This window comes from Treponema primitia ZAS-2 (genome assembly GCF_000214375.1).
Classification (GTDB): Bacteria; Spirochaetota; Spirochaetia; order Treponematales; family Breznakiellaceae; genus Termitinema; species Termitinema primitia.
The window spans coordinates 2,338,436-2,358,208 of sequence record NC_015578.1 but is presented as its reverse complement, the minus strand read 5'-3'; the positions used below and the strand labels follow the sequence as shown (position 1 = coordinate 2,358,208).

Annotated in this window: 17 protein-coding genes and 2 tRNA genes; 9 read left to right on the top strand and 10 right to left on the bottom strand. The window is 43.3% G+C overall.

Going from position 1 to position 19,773, the window contains the following annotated elements; genetic code table 11:
* Window positions 1-80: 80 nt before the first annotated feature.
* Both TREPR_RS10280 and TREPR_RS10275 read left to right on the top strand, forming a co-directional pair.
* Window positions 81-3,164, top strand: coding sequence for a hypothetical protein (locus tag TREPR_RS10280; RefSeq protein WP_015708248.1), 3,084 nt, complete (start codon window positions 81-83; stop codon window positions 3,162-3,164).
* Window positions 3,145-3,627 (top strand): hypothetical protein, encoded by a 483-nt coding sequence (locus TREPR_RS10275; protein ID WP_015708247.1) that lies wholly within the window; start codon window positions 3,145-3,147, stop codon window positions 3,625-3,627. The genes TREPR_RS10280 and TREPR_RS10275 overlap by 20 nt, the downstream gene beginning before the upstream one ends.
* A gap of 64 nt (window positions 3,628-3,691) precedes the next feature.
* Here the strand turns inward: TREPR_RS10275 and TREPR_RS10270 are convergent, their stop codons facing one another.
* Window positions 3,692-4,270 (bottom strand): hypothetical protein, encoded by a 579-nt coding sequence (locus TREPR_RS10270; RefSeq protein ID WP_041611136.1) that lies wholly within the window; start codon window positions 4,268-4,270, stop codon window positions 3,692-3,694.
* A 254-nt stretch (window positions 4,271-4,524) separates the two neighbouring features.
* On the opposite strand from TREPR_RS10270, the gene TREPR_RS10265 reads away from it, so the two are divergent.
* Window positions 4,525-7,608: a hypothetical protein gene (locus tag TREPR_RS10265; RefSeq protein WP_015708245.1), complete on the top strand. Its 3,084-nt coding sequence runs from the start codon at window positions 4,525-4,527 to the stop codon at window positions 7,606-7,608.
* A gap of 55 nt (window positions 7,609-7,663) precedes the next feature.
* Here TREPR_RS10265 and TREPR_RS18640 read toward each other — a convergent pair whose 3' ends face one another.
* From TREPR_RS18640 to TREPR_RS10225, 8 genes are all read right to left on the bottom strand, one after another.
* A complete protein-coding gene (locus tag TREPR_RS18640) occupies window positions 7,664-7,837 on the bottom strand; it encodes a hypothetical protein (protein ID WP_169313421.1) in 174 nt (57 codons plus the stop codon).
* 53 nt (window positions 7,838-7,890) lie between these two features.
* Window positions 7,891-8,946 carry an IS481 family transposase gene (locus TREPR_RS10255; protein ID WP_015708190.1) on the bottom strand — a complete coding sequence of 352 codons (1,056 nt, stop codon included), beginning with the start codon at window positions 8,944-8,946 and terminating at the stop codon, window positions 7,891-7,893.
* Between the two features lie 44 nt (window positions 8,947-8,990).
* The gene (locus tag TREPR_RS10250) at window positions 8,991-9,611 is read right to left on the bottom strand and encodes a hypothetical protein (RefSeq protein WP_015708244.1); all 621 of its coding nucleotides are present in this window, start codon (window positions 9,609-9,611) and stop codon (window positions 8,991-8,993) included.
* A gap of 15 nt (window positions 9,612-9,626) precedes the next feature.
* Window positions 9,627-9,992 (bottom strand): hypothetical protein, encoded by a 366-nt coding sequence (locus TREPR_RS10245; RefSeq protein WP_015708243.1) that lies wholly within the window; start codon window positions 9,990-9,992, stop codon window positions 9,627-9,629.
* Window positions 9,993-10,391, bottom strand: a complete 399-nt coding sequence (locus TREPR_RS10240; protein WP_015708242.1) for a hypothetical protein — start codon at window positions 10,389-10,391, stop codon at window positions 9,993-9,995.
* A gap of 26 nt (window positions 10,392-10,417) precedes the next feature.
* Entirely contained in the window at window positions 10,418-11,710 is a 1,293-nt protein-coding gene (locus tag TREPR_RS10235; RefSeq protein WP_015708241.1) for a hypothetical protein, read from the bottom strand.
* A gap of 76 nt (window positions 11,711-11,786) precedes the next feature.
* A complete protein-coding gene (locus TREPR_RS10230; protein WP_015708240.1) occupies window positions 11,787-11,981 on the bottom strand; it encodes a hypothetical protein in 195 nt (64 codons plus the stop codon).
* A 161-nt stretch (window positions 11,982-12,142) separates the two neighbouring features.
* The gene (locus TREPR_RS10225) at window positions 12,143-12,907 is read right to left on the bottom strand and encodes a Swt1 family HEPN domain-containing protein (protein WP_169313420.1); all 765 of its coding nucleotides are present in this window, start codon (window positions 12,905-12,907) and stop codon (window positions 12,143-12,145) included.
* A 186-nt stretch (window positions 12,908-13,093) separates the two neighbouring features.
* Between TREPR_RS10225 and mfd the strand changes: the two genes are divergently transcribed.
* Genes mfd through TREPR_RS10210 form a run of 3 tightly spaced genes read left to right on the top strand, consistent with a single transcriptional unit; the run spans window position 13,094 to window position 17,944 of the window.
* Window positions 13,094-16,531: a transcription-repair coupling factor gene (gene mfd / locus TREPR_RS10220; protein WP_015708239.1), complete on the top strand. Its 3,438-nt coding sequence runs from the start codon at window positions 13,094-13,096 to the stop codon at window positions 16,529-16,531.
* Between the two features lie 22 nt (window positions 16,532-16,553).
* A complete protein-coding gene (locus TREPR_RS10215) occupies window positions 16,554-17,183 on the top strand; it encodes an HAD family hydrolase (protein ID WP_015708238.1) in 630 nt (209 codons plus the stop codon).
* A 32-nt stretch (window positions 17,184-17,215) separates the two neighbouring features.
* On the top strand, window positions 17,216-17,944 hold the full coding sequence (locus TREPR_RS10210) for a lysophospholipid acyltransferase family protein (protein WP_015708237.1): 729 nt from the start codon (window positions 17,216-17,218) through the stop codon (window positions 17,942-17,944).
* A gap of 144 nt (window positions 17,945-18,088) precedes the next feature.
* Here TREPR_RS10210 and TREPR_RS10205 read toward each other — a convergent pair.
* A tRNA-Val gene (locus tag TREPR_RS10205) sits at window positions 18,089-18,162 on the bottom strand.
* Between the two features lie 134 nt (window positions 18,163-18,296).
* Between TREPR_RS10205 and TREPR_RS10200 the strand changes: the two genes are divergently transcribed.
* The 3 genes from TREPR_RS10200 (at window position 18,297) to TREPR_RS10190 (ending at window position 19,762) form a co-directional block, all read left to right on the top strand.
* Window positions 18,297-18,938 (top strand): flavodoxin family protein, encoded by a 642-nt coding sequence (locus TREPR_RS10200; protein WP_041611132.1) that lies wholly within the window; start codon window positions 18,297-18,299, stop codon window positions 18,936-18,938.
* A 95-nt stretch (window positions 18,939-19,033) separates the two neighbouring features.
* Window positions 19,034-19,105, top strand: a tRNA-His gene (locus TREPR_RS10195).
* A 165-nt stretch (window positions 19,106-19,270) separates the two neighbouring features.
* On the top strand, window positions 19,271-19,762 hold the full coding sequence (locus TREPR_RS10190) for a hypothetical protein (protein ID WP_015708235.1): 492 nt from the start codon (window positions 19,271-19,273) through the stop codon (window positions 19,760-19,762).
* Window positions 19,763-19,773 lie beyond the last annotated feature (11 nt).

Sequence of the window (19,773 nt, the reverse complement as noted above, 5' to 3'; positions counted from 1 at the left end):
AAGAAAAAATAAACAATTTTTTTCCAAAAACCGGCAAAATGGTTTTGGGAAATTCAGTCGGTTTGATACCATGAGGTTTTATGAATAACCAGGATTTTTTAAGAGAATATCACCGCCTGATGAAAAAGACGGTCAAGTTTAGTCACATCACTCGCTATAAGGGCCACGCCGAAGTACTGCCCCTGATAGACCGGGAAAAAATTCTCGGTTTTGATATTTTTGAATACGGTTTATTTTTAACCGGCAGCGGTATCTGCGACCAGGACATTGAAGCGGGACTTACTAATCTGGTAGAACAGGAAAAAGATGGGGATCTTCAATTATTAAAACGTATGCAGAAGGAAGCAATCCTTTGCCTCATGCGGTCAGATCCCACGGATACGGTGAAGCTGGTCTTGGAATCCCTGCTTAATACACGGAGGCCAAGTACGACTAGATTCAGTAAGGATCATAATACGCGATATTATAAGCTCTGTATCTTAGTGATGCGCTACCTTTGTAAATTATCTGATGATGAAGGTGACATCTTACAAAAGAGGGAGTTATATCGTGAAATAATTAATAATTTGGATGACGAAGATGATGCGGTTCTTAAAGCAGGATTAGATCTCAGCGAATATTATTATTATAATGATGAAGAAATCCAGGCTGTAAAAATAATTATAACGAATATTGCCTCCAGAGAACAGGATGAATGGGAACGACGATTTAAACTGGCCCAAGGGGAAGCGGTTATAACTATTGTGCGCTATAGGAATGCGTTGAAGAATAGGAACCACGATAAAACGATGTCATGGTCTCAGCCAAATCTTTATGGTCTTTTGATACGGTTGAATTCAATAATGGCTTCCAAAGACGATTTGATAAGCCGTACCATTCTTGCCCCTGTAAGCCGGGCTTCTTATCAGAATCAGACAGGGGATGCCCAGTATGATGCAGAAACTATATTGCGCATATTGATCGAGTTGGGCGCAGAGCCCGGGGATTCTCTTTGGAATTATGCGTTTGGAATTTCTGATAATACAGAAGATGATTTTCAATTATGCCTGTCCGCAGTTGAACAATACGGAAGGGCCCTGTATTTGGTGAAAGCAGAACGTTTCAGCTTTGAACAATATCTTAAACTCTGCAGGGCGGCGCTTAAGCAGAATGGAATGGCCTTAGAATATGTGGATAAAAAAGTTATTGCCGTAGACTACTTTGATCTATGCCGGGCGGCGGTTCAACAGGACGGAATAGCCTTGGGGTATATAAAAGGGGAAAAGTGTACCCGGGAACAGTATGTAGAAATATGTTTTTTGGCTATACATCAATTCGAAACAATGCGGGCGAACATGAGGTATAGCCACGCTTACCCCAAAACATTATTATACTTTGTGGATACAGCAGTATGTACCGGCGAACAATATGCGGATATATGCCTCTCTGCCATCGCAGATAATCCTGAAGAATTGGAATATATATATGAAAATATTTGTCCCCAGGATCGCTATTATGAGATCTGTCTTGCTGCGATAAAAAAGGATGTTAAGGTCTTAACCCATGTGAATAGGCCTGCCATTGGTAAAAGGTACCAGGAATTATATGCAGCCGCTGTCAAGCAAGATGCAACAGCTATACGGTATGCGGAAGAGAGATTTCTTATCACTCTTACATCCGATCAATACTTTGAAATATGCTTGACCGCAGTAAAGAAAGACAATTGGGTTATTTCAAGGGTAAAAAAAGAATATCTGACAGCGGCGCAGTATTTTGAACTTTGTCACATGGCTGTCCCGGAAAAATCAGATGTTTTACGGGATATGAGAGAAGAAGACTGTACTGCCGGGGATTACTTTGAATTATGCAAAGCTGCCTGTCCAAAGGATCGTTTTGCTTTAGGCATAATAAATGAACACCCTCTCGCGAAGCAATTCAGCGCTTCTCAATATTTTGATTTATGCCTTCTCGCAGTTAAAAGAGATGGTTTCGCCCTTAATTATGTTCAAACAAATATCGGCGCTCCATGGAATCTAAGCGGGGAACAATACTTTGATTTATGTATGGCAGCTATGGCGGATGATTATGGTAATGCCCTGGAATATGTAAAAGGTCAATTCATTACACAAGAGCAGTATTTTGAGTTATGCAATGCCACTATATCGCGGGAAAATGTAACACTTGACCTTGAGGATTTTGACCCCCAATTTCTTAATCCAGACCAGTATTTTGAAATATGCATGAGCGCTGTTCAAGAGGGGTGTAGAGGAAATAGTAAATATATAGTTGATCGAAAATGTACTTCTGCGCAATATTTTGAAATTTATCTCACTGCGGCTCATTCTAATGAAATTGTTTTGCGATATATAAAAGACAGTATTATTGCACTATTTACTCAGGAACAATATTACGAAATCTGTCTTTCGGCAGTACAAAATGACGTGGATGAATTGGTTTTTGTAAAAGAAGAAATACTCAGTACTGAACAAAACCAAGCGCTTTTTCTTGCCGCTCTCAAGAAAGACGGAAATGCATTATTGTATATGGAAAAACAGACACCCGAAATATGGTTTGACCTTATCCAATTGAATGGGACTGTTCTGGAATATATTTGGGACGAGCTCTATACTAATGAGGAATACATGAAATTGTGCTGCACCGCAGTAGAACAGACCGGGGAAGCCCTTGTCTATGTTAACATTCGCCGTCTTACCCATGAACAGTACCTAACTCTTTGTCGTAAAGCAGTGGGACAGGGTGGAAATGCCATAGGCGGCGTAAAAAAGAAATATTGTACTGAAGCGGAATACCTGGAACTATTTCATATTGCTATCAAGCAGGATATAGGTGCTGTTCATTATATTGAAGCGTGGATACCGGAAATCTGCTGGGCGGTCATAGAAGTGGATGGCCTTGTGGCTGCCAGGAATATACCCCTGGAAGTACGAACACCGGAAATGCGTATCGCCATGGTCCGCCAGAACGGTCTGGCACTGCAGCATATGCTGAAGATACAGGAAAAAATACCGGAACTCGCCCTTGCTGCGGTGGAGCAAAATGGGCTTGCGCTGGATTTCGTGGTCAATCAAACCCCTGAAATAATTAACGCTGCCATCGCCCAGAACAGCGAAGCGGCAAAATTCATACATAACAAGGAAACGCAAAATGAACCAAATGGAATTTGATCATCAAGCGGTGGCCTACTGGATTAGCCCAAAAGGAAAAATATTAGGATTGTCTGAATGGGAAACTCATATCAAAAAGGTTATAGAAAATCCAGCGGCTTTTGGTTATACTAAAGAAAATATTCAAGCGATCTATGACAGTTATCACGAATTATTGGGAACTGAAAATGCGGCTCGTGAAGAAATTATGAAAGACCTTTTGAATTCCGGATGGATAAGAATTCGAAATAATGGATCATTCTATACTATACAAATTGCTAAGCTATCGAAGAATTCCAAAGACTATATCTTTGATTGGGCTGCTAATTTAATTTCATGGGTGGGACCTTTAACCGGGGTGTTGATAAAGACAAATACTGAAACTTTAAATTATTCAATAACTGAGGTTGTTAATGGAAAACTAGTAAAAAATATCAAGGGAAGAAAAAGAATTCAGCCGGTTGGGACGGTGTTTGATCTGTGATTTTTCGGGAGTGGTTATATTTGAGTTATACTTTTTATTTAACAAATTTATCTTATTAATTTGACTATAATTTATAGCGATATTTTTCTAATAATTCATCAATTTTATTATAAACCTCTTGTCTTGCTATAGTTCCATTTTTTGAAAGTATTTCTGATGTCCATAAATGAAAATCATCTGTAAAATCGTGAATTCCTTGTATATCTTGATTTTGTCTAACTTGCTCCCAAGGTAAACGAAGTCCTTTTATCCCAAAAGATTCTTTTGTTTTTCTCTTATATTCTTCATCAAAAAAAGCATTTTCAAAAATTCCTTTATATAAGCATGTAGAATAATCTATATCATCATACTTTTTCCACAAATGATTATAAATCAATTCTTTCTTTGGTCTTACATCTTTCCCATTCTTTTTTTTGATTAATGGGACATTAGGTATAAATCCATCCAGTTTATTTTTCCAATGATTAGAATATTCAGTTTCTCTGAAATAAAAAATAAGTAAAAGACATTCAAGCCTTTCATGTCTTAAACCTACTCCGTCAAGAATAGTTATAACATCTTTTAAATATGAAGATATTTCTGTTAAACTTTCTTTTTTCCACGAATGGTTTTCTAATAAATACAGTGTTTCTTGTAATGTCAAAATATTCTCCTTAATGCAACTTTGAGAAAAATAGTAAAAAAACATTGATAAATTCACTGATTTACGCCACTTTCACTGTATCAAAGCAAATTGTTTTCTCAATGCAAAATTGCCAGTTTTTTAAAAATTTTTATAAATTTTTAACAGAAAATGCTATACAAATATTAAGTAAATAATTAAAAAACTTCATTTTTTTTCACAAAACCGGTAAAATGGTTTTGTGAAATACAATCGGTCTGATACCATAAGTTATTATGAACAACCAGGATTTTTTAAGAGAATATCATCGCCTGATGAAGAAAACAGTCAAGTTTAGCTACACCACCCGCCATATGGACCGCATAGAGGTCTTGCCCCTGATAGACCGGGAAAAGGTTCTTGGTTTTGATATTTTTGAATACGGTTTGTTTTTAACCGGTAGCGGTGCCTACGACCAGGACATTGAAGCGGGACTTACGAATCTGGTAGAGCAGGAAAAAGATGGGGACCTCAAATTATTAAAACGTATGCAGAAAGAAGCGATTCTTTGCCTCATGCGGTCAGATTCCACGGATACGGTAAAGCTGGTCTTGGAATCATTGCTTAATACAAGGCGGCCAAATACGGCTAGATCCAGTAAAGACCATAATACGCGATATTACAAGTTCTGTATCTTTGTGATGCAGTATCTTTGTAAATTAGCGGATAATGAAGGTCACTTCGTACAAAGTAGGAAACTATATCGTGAAATAACTAATAATTTGGATGACGAAGATGATGATGTTCTTAAAGTAGGGTTAGATCTCAGCGAATTTGATTATAATAATGAAGAATTACAGGCTATAAAAATAATTATAACAAATATCGCCGCCAGAGAACAGGATGAATGGGAACGGCGATTTAAACTGGCCCAAAGGGAAGCAGTTATAATTATTGCGCACTATAAAAATAAGTTGAGGAATTGGGAATGCGATACAAAAAAGATATCGCGGCCTCAGCCAAATCTCTATGGTCTTTTGATACGGTTGAATTCAATAATGGCCTCCAAAGACGATTTAATAAGCCGTACCATTCTTGCCCCTCTGAGCCGGGCTTCTTATCAGAATCAGACAGAGGCTGATCGGTATGATGCAGAAACTATATTGCGAATATTAACCGGGTTGGGCGCAGAGCCCGGGGATTCTCTTTGGAATTATGTGCTTAGAATTTCTGATAATACAGAAGATGATTTTCAATTATGCCTGTCCGCAGTTGAACAATACGGAAAGGCTCTGTATCTGGTAAAAGCAGAACGTTTCAGCTTTGAACAATATCTTAAGCTCTGTAAGGCGGCTCTTAAGCAGGATGGAATTGCACTGGAATATGTGGACAAAGAAATTGTTGCCGCAGAATACCCTGACCTATGCCGGGTGGCGGTTCAACAGGATGGAAGGGCCTTAGAGTATGTAAAATGGGAAAAGTGTACCCGGGAACAGTATGTGGGAATATGCATTTTGGCTATACATCAATTCGAATCAATGCGTGCAGAGATGGAGTATAGCTGCGTTTACCCTGAAACATTATTGTCCCTTGTAGATATAGCAGTATGTACCGGCGAACAATATGCGGATATATGCCTCTCTGCCATTGCAGATAATCCGAAAGAATTGGAACATGTAAATGAATATATTTGTCCCCCGGATCGCTATTATGAGATCTGTCTTGCTGCGATAAAAAAGGATATCAATGTCTTAACCCATGTGAATAGGCTTGCCATTGGTAAAAGGTACCAGGAACTATATGCAGCCGCTGTCAAGCAAGATGCAATAGCCATACGGTATGCGGAAGAAACATTTCTTATCAATCTTACATCCGATCAATACTTTGAAATATGCTTGACCGCAGTAAAGAAAGACAATTGGCTTCTGTCATTTGTAAGAAAAGAATATCTGACAGCATCGCAGTATTTTGAGCTTTGTTACATTGCTGCCCCGGAAAAATTAGATGTTTTACGGGATATGAAAGAAGAAGACTGTGCTATCGGGGATTACTTTGAATTATGCAAAGCTGCCTGTTCAAAAAATATTCATACTTTAGACATAATAAATGAACACCCTCTGGCAAAACAATTTAGCGCTTCTCAATATTTTGATTTATACCTTCTTGCAGTTAAAAAAGATGATTTTGCCCTTAAATATGTTCAAACAAATATCGGCGCTCCATGGAATCTAAGCGGGGAACAATACTTTGATTTATGTATGGCAGCTATGGAGCATGATCATAGTTATGCCCTGAAATATGTAAAAAACCAATTTATTACGCAAGATCAGTACTTTAAGTTATGCAATGCTTTTGCATCGCGGGAAAATGGAACACTTGACCTTGAGGGTGTTGACCCCCAGTTTCTTAATCCCGACCAGTATTTTGAAATATGCCTGGGCGCTGTTCAAGAGAGGTATAGGGGAAATAGCAAATATGTGATTGATCAAAAATGCACTTCTGCACAATATTTTGAAATATACCTCACTGCTGCTCATCATGATGGAGATGTATTGCAGTATATGAATGATAGTATTATTGCACTATTTACTAAGGAGCAATATTACGAAATCTGTCTTGCGGCAGTACAAAGTGATGTGGATGCGCTGGTTTTTGTAAAAGAAGAAATACTCAGCGCCGAACAAAACCAAGCGCTTTTTCTTGCCGCCCTCAAGAAGAGCGGAAATGCATTATTATATATGGAAGAACAGTCACCCGAAATATGGTTTGACTTTATCCAATTGAACGGGACTGCTCTGGAATATGTATGGGATGAACTCTATACTAATGAGGAGTACATAAAATTATGTTCCGCCGCGGTAGAACAGACCGGGGAAGCCCTTGTCCATGTTAACATTCGCCGTCTTACCCATGAACAATACCTAACTCTTTGCCGTAAAGCAGTGGGACAGGGCAGAAATGCCATAAGCGGCGTAAAAAAGAAATATTGTACCGAAGCAGAATACCTGGAACTATGCCTTATTGCTATCAAGCAAGATATAGGCGCTGCTCATTATATTAGAGTATGGACACCGGAAATCTGCTGGGCAGTCATAGAAATGGATGGCCTTATGGCTACCGAAAATATACCCCTGAAAGTACGAACACCGGAAATGCGTATAGCCATGGTCCGTCAGAACGGCCTGGCACTGCAGAATATGCAGAAGATACAGGCAAATATACCGGAACTCGCTCTTGCTGCGGTGGAGCAAAATGGGCTTGCACTGGAGTTTGTGGTTAATCAAACCTCTGAAATAATTAACGCTGCCATCACCCAGAACAGCGAAGCGGCAAAATTCATACGTAATAAGGAAACGCAAAATGAACCAAATGGAATTTAATGCCGCCTATATAGATTTTGTCAGACTGAGATATTGAATGATTAAGAATCATATATCAGCTTAATCGCATTTTTTCCATAAAACCGAAGAAATCTATTTCCAGAGCGTCAAGCTGCAAAAGTAAATCCCTATTATTTCTTACAAATGTCTTGATTTGTTCAATCTCGCTGGGGATGAGTGAAATCTCCGGATTATCTGTGAGGATTTGAGGGTTCTCGTCAATGCTCATGGGTATTCTGATATGTACTAGCCAAGACATGGTCTGACACTTAAAGAAATCCATTAGGACTGACCGTCAGATTCATAATAGCCAATGAGTTTTTCTTTGGCTAATGGAATTGAATCAACGAACGTTTGCATTGGCGTCTTCCCGTAGCAATACTTGCCGCTGTGAGTTCGCTCGTAGTTATATTGCCGTATCCACTCGGTAAGGTCAAGTTGTATCTCGTCGATGGTGTGGTACACTTTTTTACGGAAGGCAACCGAGTAGAACTCTTCCTTGCAGGTCTTGTTGAATCGTTCACAAATGCCGTTCGTTTGAGGATGGCGGGTTTTTGTCCGGGTATGCTCAATGTTTTCAAGATCCAGGTATAACACATATTCGTGATGCTCCCGGTTCCCGCAGTATTCACTCCCCCGGTCCGTGAGGATCCGTAGCAGGGGAATGTCTTGGGAATCGAAAAAGGGAATCACCACATCGTTCAGCATATCGGCGGCTACCAAGGCATTCTTGCGGTCGTACACCTTGCAGAAAGCGACCTTGGAATACGTGTCGATAAAAGTTTGCTGGTAAATATGCCCGACACCCTTGATGTTTCCCACATAGTAGGTGTCCTGAGCCCCCAAATATCCCGGATGCTCGGTCTCTATTTCCCCGTGAGCCTCTTTGTCTTCCTGGGCTCGCTCCATGGCCGCCAATTGGCTCTCCGTGAGGATGAGATGCTCCTGGGCCATCTTCGCTTCCAGCGCCTTCAGCCGTGCCTTAAATGTAGCCAGGTCATGGCGAAGCCAGATGCTGCGAATCCCACCGGGGGAGACCAACATGCCCCGTTTCTTCAGCTCATTGCTGACCCGCAATTGCCCATAGGCCGGTTGCTCATACGCAAAGTCCACCACCGCCTTCTCCACCTCAGGATCCACCCGGTTCTTTTCGTTGGGTTTTTGCTTGCTGATTTCCTGCAACGCCAGTTCGCCCCCGGTCTCATACAGGGTCTTAAACCGGTAGAAACTGTCCCGGGAATACCCCATGACCTTGCATGCTTGCGACACATTCCCAAGCTGCTTTGCCAGCTCAAGTATCCCGACCTTCGTTTTGATGATTTTTTGTTGGTTCGTCATCTTCCGCTCCTTGCTGATTAGTATATCATATTTTTCAACAAGTGTCAGATATTATCTTGACTAGTACATCTGATATTTGTATGTGTCATGTCATCATTGTCCGCCTGAAATTTAATTATTTTGAAATGGCTCCACTGGCCTGATTGGGACCAGTTTCCCGTATCATCAAGAAAAATATTTGCGGGCAGCTTAGTTCTCTTTTTACGCAAACAAGTTCCTGTCTCAATGATTTTTATATTTTCAGCAATATTCTCCTGTTCAGTCATTAGCATTGGAAGGGATATTAGTTGGTTTTCTTTTGATTCTTCGGTTGCCAGATTACCACCAGGTATCATGATTTTAAGAAATTCAACAATTCCAATATCCATATCTGCCAAAGACCCAATGGCAGCCAAATTATTTTTGACAAAATTTCTGATTTTAGTAATATCTTCATTTGGCAAAGAATTAGTACCGATAAGCTCTCCATTAAAATTCATTGAAGCAAAGGTGTTTGTGATTGGTTTATCAGCATAGTCGGTTTGAAATATGATTTGTTTGGCATGTTTTCTTCTTTTATAAGACAAAGAATCATCAAGATATATATTTACAGATAAACCAGATTCTTTTTTATGAATTGTAACCATCTCGTCAAGATGTTTTGAGCCGGAATCTTTATTAAACATATATTTCCTATTATTTTATATAAGCATAATATTTGGGTTTAACCCGCTAAATATAATTTTCAATGCACCCCAGTTTGTTATTATGCCATCTTCATCATCATTATACGGATATTTGTCAATGGCCCATTTAACAATTTTTTCTTTATATTCTGATGGAATAGATACAAGTTTTCCGGTTTCTGGTTCTTTATGGCAATCAAAAATCATTGATTTGTCTAATGGAACTTGTTTTGTTATAGAAAATTTTCCCAGAAAATCACCATTAGAATTTTTTAAATACGCATATGCCGGGTTAATAGGATCCCCTATTTTACCGCTATCCGGATAAACTTCAATAATCATATCATCTGAATAAATCGTCGCTACTTCGTTTAATATCATTTACTCTAATAACTTTGTAATTAAAGCCCATACCCTTTCTTTAGTTTCATACGTATCTCCCTTCTCAATAAGTTCAGTTACAATATCTGTTAATTTTAAGACTTTTTGTTGTTCGTTTTCAAAAAGTTCTTGATAACTTTTAAAGGATGTTTGTAGAAGGTCAAATCCAAATTCATATTTAGCCAAACTATGTGATTTTTTTAAAAGTTGCTGATACTCGGTTTCAGGTATTGAATATTCTTTGAGAGTTTTAATGTGAATAGAAGGTTCACTATCTTCTTTATCCCCATCTAAATATTTTTCTATAATGTCCTTATTGGTATCATATTTTACGCTATCATCAATTAAGGAGAAGTAATCATCTTTTTTCAAGTTGTGCATTTTAACTTTGTTTTTCATCGTTTCCTTCTTTTATGTAGGATTTGTCATTGTTGGCATAAAACCTTTTCTAAAACAAATGAATTTATTGTGTGTTTTTCATACTTTATCCATTCTTTATATTCAGATGGTTGTTGTTCATTTAGTACAAGAAATACATTTAAAAGCCTTTTATCGTTTTTTATTAATTGATGGGTAAAAAACTGAGCATATGTTTCATGATATTTGGAAGTAGGGTATTCAGTACTCAAAGTTGATGATTTTTGGAAACCGGAAATAGTATTACTTATCGTGATTTTTCCCATTATAACAGCCATGTGTGTTAGCTCATGAATATAAACTACTTTCATCAGATCTTCGGGATCAATATGATAGTTTTCTGAAAATCGGTAAATAGGATACATATATAAAGTGATATTTGCTTTTAAAACGCGTCCTTTTTTTACCTCATGGTTAAATTCTCCAAGTGTTTCAGAAATTATAATACTTGTATTTCCATCCTCATCACCTCTTGTTGTGACTTCGCCAAGTGTGTTTTTCTTTTTATCAGAAATGCCAATATATTGTAAATTGGTTTTCTTTGAATAATCAAGAATAATTTTAAATGCCTCTTCATCTTCATCTTCTGAATCTTCAAATAGGGATATTTCATGAGATCCGTAAAAACCACAGTGGGATTTAGTAAAAGAAATATTGGTCATCTTGAGTATATTGACAAAATAGCAATCAAAATACATATTATTGATATTATCATAGCAAAATTTAATTCCTAAATCAAAAAAACTGTTAAGCAGGGGATGTTCAAAGTAATTGAAAAAACAATTTTTATATTGTGTTGTAAAGAGTGACTGTCGGTTTTCCAAATTCCATTCTGTATAAATATCTTGCTCCATGCATCTACCACTATCACCATGATATTCGTCTTGTTGCCGAATTGAATAAATACTATTGCCCATATTTAACTGTTTGGAAAATGGAGCATAAATATTTATAAGTTTTACAATTTCATGATATAGTATGTCTGCATGATCGCCATTCTTTTTATCCCAGTCATAATATTCCAAACGATAATAACTATTTTGATCGGCGATATCGGGGGAACCAGCTCGTAAAAACGCACTTGCAGTTTCACCAATGAGCTTTCTTAATAAATTCAAAAGGAAATCTTTGTTGCCTTTTGTTAGCAATATGCCCATTACTTCTTCGGCAGGTAATTTTGTTTTGATAATCGTAATCTTGAACTTAAATACTTCTTGTTTATCTTTATCATTAATGTTTTGTATCTCATTCTCAAAATAAGCCCTATCCTTGTCCAATGATTTTATCATTTTCTTTGCCATCTTGACTTCCTCCTATTTGTACCTAAGTTTTTATCTATGAAAAACTTAATCCAGCCTCGTCAATTCCCAACTAATCTCACAAATGCAGTGTCCAGCTAATCCCATTCTGAAAACCCCAAACCGAACCCCACCCATAAACCCCAGGCTTGTCGCCCTTCTTTGCTTTTTCCATCTGTAGCCTCCTCAGTTTGGCTCGCTTTATTGATGCCTCTTCAGTTGAGCCGGATTCAGCAGAACGGTTCAAATCTTCTAAATTTTCGTTATGATCCATGGAGTACCCCTATATAGCTTCTTAATACAATTCTATCATGCCAGATTATTTTCTCAAAACAATATTGCCTATTTTACCCCGTTTTTTTATTTTTTTAGCAAGAAATTTGCTTAAAAATTTTGAATTTTTTGAAGATATTAGTACTATAGCCGATTTATACCTTATTTAGGGGTATATTTTTGAGCAATTTCATCATATATATCCTCGAAGGATTTTAAGCCATGGGCATGTAATTCATCCCGGACTTTCTGGCCTCTGGGAGATTTTAAGGCACCTTTAAAGAAACTCAGGATTTCATCGGTTGTTTTCATATTTTTGATCCGAATGCTTGTCCGGATGAGGCTTTCCCGTATACTTGGGTCAAGGACATCTCCTTTGTCCACGGCTTTAGACAGCACGTTCTTTTCAATAAAATAAATCAATTCTTCCCTGTTCACATTTGATTCTGTATTATACACAGTAAAAGTATAGTCCTGATTGGATTTTTGGACCTCTTTTTCCAATGTGGAGACCAGCCCTTCGCCTGTATGTATAAATTTTGCAAAATCCACGATGGTGGCCAGATGCTTGTTATACTTATAAGGGGACATATTTGTTTCCCTTGTGTGGGAAACAAAATTGCGGATGTAGTGCATATCGCTTATCACATAGATGTACCTGTCACAATCAGGTATTGAATAATTTTTCTTGATATAACTTTTTATTGGCTGCCAATTATGATAGAGGACATTTATCAAATCAAGGAAATCAAGGTGTTTGTAATCCTTGTTATATTTTTCCTCTATGTAGGGAACGACATATTTTTCCCACCATAAATCAGGGGAAAGGTGCTGGAGTATTTGGCTGATGAAAACATACAATGGGTCTTTGAGCATGAGAAGATATTGATATAGCTTGGTATACATGGCAATTTCAGACTTTTTCATAAAATGCCCTCTGGTTTTCTTTATACCACCCATCATCTTCCTGCCAGTAGGTGTATTGTAATTCCATGTATTTTCTCCATCCGCTTTTCAGTTAAGCATACTCCCAAATTCTTGCCCGGACAAGTTACCCCCGCCCCCGGGGGGCTAACAAAACTGAAATTTTATGTCAAACTACTATAAACTGGTATGAATGCCTTATCCTTTCCTTCGTTCTTAAAAAAAATAGTCGCTTCCGACGCAGTTTCCAGGGTTCTGGACGAATTCAAGGGGGGCAAATTCCCCCTGGAGATAGAGGGCGCCGAGGGCTCCTTTGGGGCAATACTCCTGTCCGCCCTGTTCCAGACCAATCACGATAATCTGTTGGCGGTGACCCCCTCGGAGCGGGAGGCGGCGGAGCTGGCCACGGACCTGGAAACCCTGGGTGTCCCGGTGGCCTTGTTTCCCTGGTGGGGAACCGTTTCCTACCGGGAAATGGCCCCCCTTTCCACGGTATTCGGGGAGCGCACCCGGGTTTTGGGCTCCCTGGCCAGGTCTATAGAAGCGGGTCCGGGGAACCGGGGCATTGTGGTGGTCCCGGAACGGGCCTTCCTCACCCCCTTGCCGCCCCCGGAGTATATCCGCAGCCTACTCATTACTCTTAAACCGGGTGGTAAAATCGATACTATCGCCCTGGCTGAGACCCTGTCGGGTTACGGGTATATCCGGGTTCCACGAGTCCAGGTCCACGGGGAATTCGCCCTGCGCGGGGAGGTGCTGGACATACTCATGGGCGGGGATGATTCGGCTTACCGGGTCCTCTTTGACTTTGACCAGGTGGAGTCCATCAAGCGTTTTGACCCGGTGGACCAGAGCAGCTTGGGGCCGGGGGACCGGGAAAAGGTCGGCGAGTTGGTGATCCGGCCCCTGAAGGAAGTGGTCTGGTCCGATGAGCGTATAGAGACCCTGAGCCGGAACCTGGCATCCTTTCCGGAATTTGCCAATCAGGGCCGGGCCATGCTTGAAGAGCTGATGACCCGGCGGGGCGCCGGCGGAGAGGAACTGTTTTTCCCCCTGGCCTTTGAAGGGGGGGCAGCGGCGCTGACGGACTACTTTGCGCCTGGTGCCGGGGTTTGCTATCTGGAACGGGAACGGCTGGAGAACGCCCAGGAATCCCTGGAACGGGAATACCACAGTTTTTATACCAAAGCTTTGCGGGAGCGGGAAGTCCCGGCGCCGGAACGGATACTGCTGAAATTTGCGGACCTGGCGGGACGTTTGCCCCGGCAGGTGTCGTTCATGACTATTAAGGGGAATGCCGAAACTGAGGCCAAGCGGATCATGGTATCCTGCGATCCCCCGCGTAGTTTTTTTGGCAACATCAATTATCTCAAGGAAGAGTTTTCGGTTTTGGCTGCCCAGGGCTGGGAACTGGTGGTGGCCGCAGAATCGGAAACCCAGGCGGGGCGGCTGACCGAGCTTTTCAAGGACGAGAAGGTTACTGTCGCCGCGGCGCCCCTTTCCATGGGCTTTGCCCTGCCGGACAGTAAATTTATGCTGGTCCAGGAAAACGAGATTTTCGGCCGGCGGAAACGGCCTCCCCGGTCTCTCAAGCAGGTGCGCAGCGTTGCTATTGACACTTTTGTTGAGCTTAACCCTGGGGACTTTGTGGTGCACATAAACTACGGCATCGGGCTTTTTAAGGGGATTGAGCGGATAAAGGCCCTGGGGCACGAGCGGGACTATATCAAGCTGGAATACCTGGGCGAAGAAATCGTCTTTGTCCCCATTGAGCAGGTCAACCTGGTTCAGCGCTATATCGGCAACGAAGGCAGCCCGCCACGGATGGACAAGCTGGGTTCCAAAAGCTGGGAAAACCGCAAGGGGCGGGTCAAGAAATCCGTTGAGGATATCGCAGAAAAACTAATCGAGCTTTACTCCAAGCGCAAGGCTTCCCGGGGTTTTGCCTTTCCCCAGGACAGCGAATGGCAGACCATGTTTGAGGCGGCCTTTCCCTTTGACGAAACCGAGGATCAGCTCCGCTGTGTGGAGGAGATTAAGGACGACATGGAAAGCACCCACCCCATGGACCGGCTGATCTGCGGGGACGTGGGGTACGGCAAAACAGAAGTGGCGGTGCGGGCCTGCTTCAAGGCTGTCATGGGGGGCAAGCAGGTAGCGTTTCTGGCCCCCACAACGATACTGGCGGAACAGCACTTTGAAAATTTCCAGGAACGGTTCTCCCAGTTTCCCATACGCCTGGGTATGCTCTCCCGCTTCGTTGACCGGGCCGCAGCACGGAAGACCCTGGAAGCGGTACAGAAGGGCGAAATAGATATACTGGTGGGGACCCATCGGATCATCCAGAAGGATGTGAGTTTCCGGGACCTGGGGCTCATTGTTATTGACGAAGAACAGCGTTTCGGGGTGAAGGACAAGGAGCGTCTCAAGGAACTCAAGCACAATGTTGACTGCCTGACCCTTTCCGCCACCCCCATACCCCGGACCCTCCACATGAGCCTTCTCAAGATCCGGGACATGAGCCTCCTGGCAACCCCTCCCAATAACCGCCACCCCATTGAAACGGTAATCGGCGAATACAACGAGGACCGGCTTGCGGCGGCCATACGGGCGGAGGTCGAGCGGGGCGGGCAGGTATTCTTTCTGCACAATAGGGTGGAAAGCCTCAATGAAACCCGGATACGGATAGAACATCTGGCGCCGGAGATGCTGGTGGAAACCGCCCACGGGCAAATGGACGCCCAGGACCTGGAAGACGTGATGCACCGGTTTATTCACGGGGGCTTCCATGTCCTGGTGTCCACCACCATTATTGAGAACGGCATCGATATTCCCAATGTGAACACCATTATTATCGACCGGGCGGACATGTACGGGGTGTCCCAGCTGTACCAACTTCGGGGGCGGGTAGGGCGGTCCGACCGGGTGGCCTACGCGTACCTTTTCTACCCCCGGGACCGGGCCCTGTCGGAGCTGGCCATGAAGCGGCTCCAGGTTATTTCGGACTTTACCGAGCTGGGTTCGGGGTTCAAGATCGCCATGAAGGACATGGAGATCCGGGGCGCCGGAAACCTCCTGGGCCGGGAACAGTCCGGGGATATTTATTCTGTGGGCTTTGACCTCTACCTCCGTCTCCTGGACGATGCGGTACGGCGGCTGGAAAATTCCCAGTACGAGGCGGAAACAGAAACCCTGCTGGAGCTGGAATACACGGGGTTCATTCCGGATTTTTACATAGACGGGGCTCAGGAAAAGATGGAAGTCTACAAGAAGATCGCCGCAGTAAAAACCCGGGATGAACTGGAAAGCCTCCACGGGGAACTTATGGACCGCTTCGGCCCCCCCCCGGACGAGGCCGCATCCCTGTTGGCCCTGGCTGAAATACGCATCATCTGCCGGGACATCTCGGTGTTCTCCCTCAGGGAGCGGGGCGGTTCGGTGAAGGTTGAATTTGGCAAGGTTTCCAGGGTAAAAATAGACCGGCTCCTGCGGCTCATGAAGGAATCTTCAGGCCGGGTTAAGCTTGATCCTAAGGCCCCCAATGTGCTGATATTACAGACCGGGAGCATAGGCTTAAAAGAAAAGAGCGAATTCATCCGTGAAAAGCTGGCGGCTTTAGCGGGCTGATAAAAACTTGAAGGAGAAGCTAGTGTCGATTAAAGGTGTGGCTTTTGATTTTGGGAATGTAATTTCTTTACCCCAGGATACGGGGGTGATAGATGAGCTAGTGGCTATTGCGGGGATGGAAAGGCCGCGTTTTGAGCCCCTGCTCTGGGCGGCCCGGGGCGAATATGACCGGGGGACCCTGACGGGGATTGAATATTACCGGGGCTTTTTGGCAAAGGCCGGGGTTTTTCCGGCGGAGACAGCCCTGGAACAGATGGTGGCAATTGATCTGAAAAGCTGGTCCAGGATAAATCCCGAAACAGTGAAGCTCATGGAGGATGTTAAAAATGCAGGGTTGAAGTTAGGGATACTCTCCAACATGCCTCATGAATTTCTTGCCATGGCCCGGAAAAATATACCCGTGTTCCAGCTGCCCCATCGGGGGATATTCTCCTGCGAAGTTGATTCGATCAAACCGGAAGAGAAGATCTACCGGGAAACCCTTTCCGCCCTGGGCTTAGAGCCGGAAGAGATGGCTTTTTTTGACGATATAGCCGTTAATGTTGATAAGGCCCGTTCCCTGGGGATACAGGCCTTTATCTGGAAGGACAGCAAAACTGCCCGGGCAGATCTGGAAACACTGTCCGTAACCCTGGGCGCCTCTAAAAACTGAAGTTTTTAGAGATTCTCTATAAGGAGTCCCCTATGGTTTTATTGCGAACGATCTTTGTTTTTTTTGTTACCAGCCTGTCCATGCTCTTCGTTTTTCCCTTCGGGATTATAGCTTTTCTTTTAAGCTCCCTGGGTTTAAAGAAGCAGATGAGTTTTCTGACCTATAAGATTGCCCAGGGCTGGGCTATTGTGACCCTGGCATCAACGGGCTGCAAACTTACTATTCGTGGAACAGAAAATGTGCCCCGAAAAGGCGGGTTCTGTCTGGTGGGCAACCACAACAGTATCTTAGACATTGTGTTGATCCTGGCTACTGTGGGCCGCCCAATCGGGTTTATCGCAAAAAAAGAATTGGCCCTTATCCCCTTCCTTAATATCTGGATTCTGCTTATAGGGGGGCTCTTCATTGATCGGAAGAATATACGGAAAGCGGTGGGTACCATTAACGAGGGGATAGGGCGAATCAAGGCCGGTGGCTCCATGATCATCTTCCCCGAGGGCACCCGGAGCAAAGGCCAGGGTCTCCTTCCTTTCAAATCAGGTTCCCTCAAATTAGCCACCAAGGCCGGGTGTCCCATGGTCCCCTTGGCTATAGCCGGCAGCTATGAGGTGTTTGAAAAAACCGGCCGTCTCCAGACAGGGCCGGTTTCGGTCAGCTATGCCCCTGCCATCGCAACTGCTGAGATTTCCGCCGATGAAAAGCGGGGCCTTACGGATCAGGTTTACGGGGTAATAGCGGGTATGCTGAAAGACGCTCCTTAAAAAAGTTGAAGAGACTGCCCTTGTTTATGGAGGAGAGTGGGGGCAATCCCTTCAACATATAAATACTATATAAATACTAGGATATATATTGTATAAATAAATGTCAAGTAAAAAAAGTGATTTTTTCTATAAAATGTAATGTTTTGGGCGCAAGAGGATTCGAACCTCTGACCCCCACGGTGTAAACGTGGTGCTCTAACCAGCTGAGCTATGCGCCCGGACTTAGCCTGGACAGGCTTGAAAACCCGGTTTATGGAAATTATCATAAAAGACGCTCTTTCGTCAATCCGGCAAGATCCCTCTATGCTTCAAACCGGCGCCGCAGTAGTATAGGCAAAGAGAGGTGTTTGAAATGAAAACTATCGCCATTAACGGTAGCCCCCGCAAGGGCTGGAATACTCATATCCTGGTGGAGGAAGCCCTGAAAGGCGCCGCATCCAGGGGGTCAGAAACGGAGCTTATCAACCTGTACGATTTGAATTTCAAGGGTTGTATCAGCTGTTTTGCCTGTAAAAAGCTGGGCGGCAAGAGCCTGGGCCGTTGCGCTGCTGGGGATGATCTTAAACCTGTATTGGACCGTATCCATGGCTGTGACGCCCTTATCATCGGCTCCCCCATCTATATCAGCGAAGTCACCGCCTCTGTCCGGGCCTTAGTTGAGCGGCTTACCTTCCAGTACATTACCTATAGCAAAGAAAAAAAGACCTTTCTAACCCGGCGTATCCCCTCGTTATTGCTTTACACCATGAACATTCCCGAGCCCGCTTTGGAATCTGCAGGGTATACAGCCAAATTCAAAGCTTACGAGGACCTTTTTGACCGTGTCCTGGGCCCGGCAAAAACCCTGATCTCCACCGAAACCTGGCAGACCACAGACTATTCCAAATACGAGATGACCATGTTTGACGAGCCGGCCCGGAAGAAGCGCCGGGAGGAGGTCTTCCCCCAGCACAAACAGAAGGCCTTTGAGCTTGGGGCGGAACTGATACCTTAGCAGCCCTAACAACCTAGAACCCCGGAATGTGGCATACTATTACACGCCTTGACAAGGCAGGCAATTTAAGCAATTATTAGAGAACATGTTTCATGGTGGATGTAGCTCAGCGGTAGAGTCCGAGATTGTGGATCTCGTCGTCGCGGGTTCAAACCCCGTCATCCACCCTATAAATCATTACTGGGACAACGACAAGATAGTAAGAATCATTCATTAATTAACCCGTGATATCTGTGATTATTCCTTCTTTTGGAAGGCAACCAGCGTCAGGCCCGGGAAAAATCCCCTTAACCGCTCTCTTTGGAATGCCGATACACTATTAGAGGTATAATATGGAATATGGTGAATGTTCGGTCATATTAAAGCAGGAAATTGAGCTTCTGGAGAAGATCCGGGGCTTGCAGATACAGGTGAAAGGTGCAGTCACTGGCCGGGAATGGGCCGATTTTGAGGGATACCTCGGTTCTTTGGCGGCTATCGGGGATGAATTTGAAGCCCTGGACCAGGAAAGGGTGCAGATTTTCACCGATCTGGCAAAGGAAATGGGGTTTAACCATGAAGGGGTGGGGTTTTACAGCTTTGCCGCCAGGTTGCCCGAGCCTGAACGGCGGGAACTTTCCGAATTATACCGGCGTATCAAGATGAAAACCCTGGAAGTACGGTTCACTAATGATTCCCTTACGGATTACCTCAGCGAAGCCCAGACTATTGTGAGTGGGTTCCTGGAAGAGGTTTTCCCTGAACGTAAGGGCCGGCTTTATACCAGGCAGGGGGTCCAGGCTGACCCTGCGCCCCGGAGCCTGGTGCTGAACCAGAGTCTGTAAGGAGAAAAACC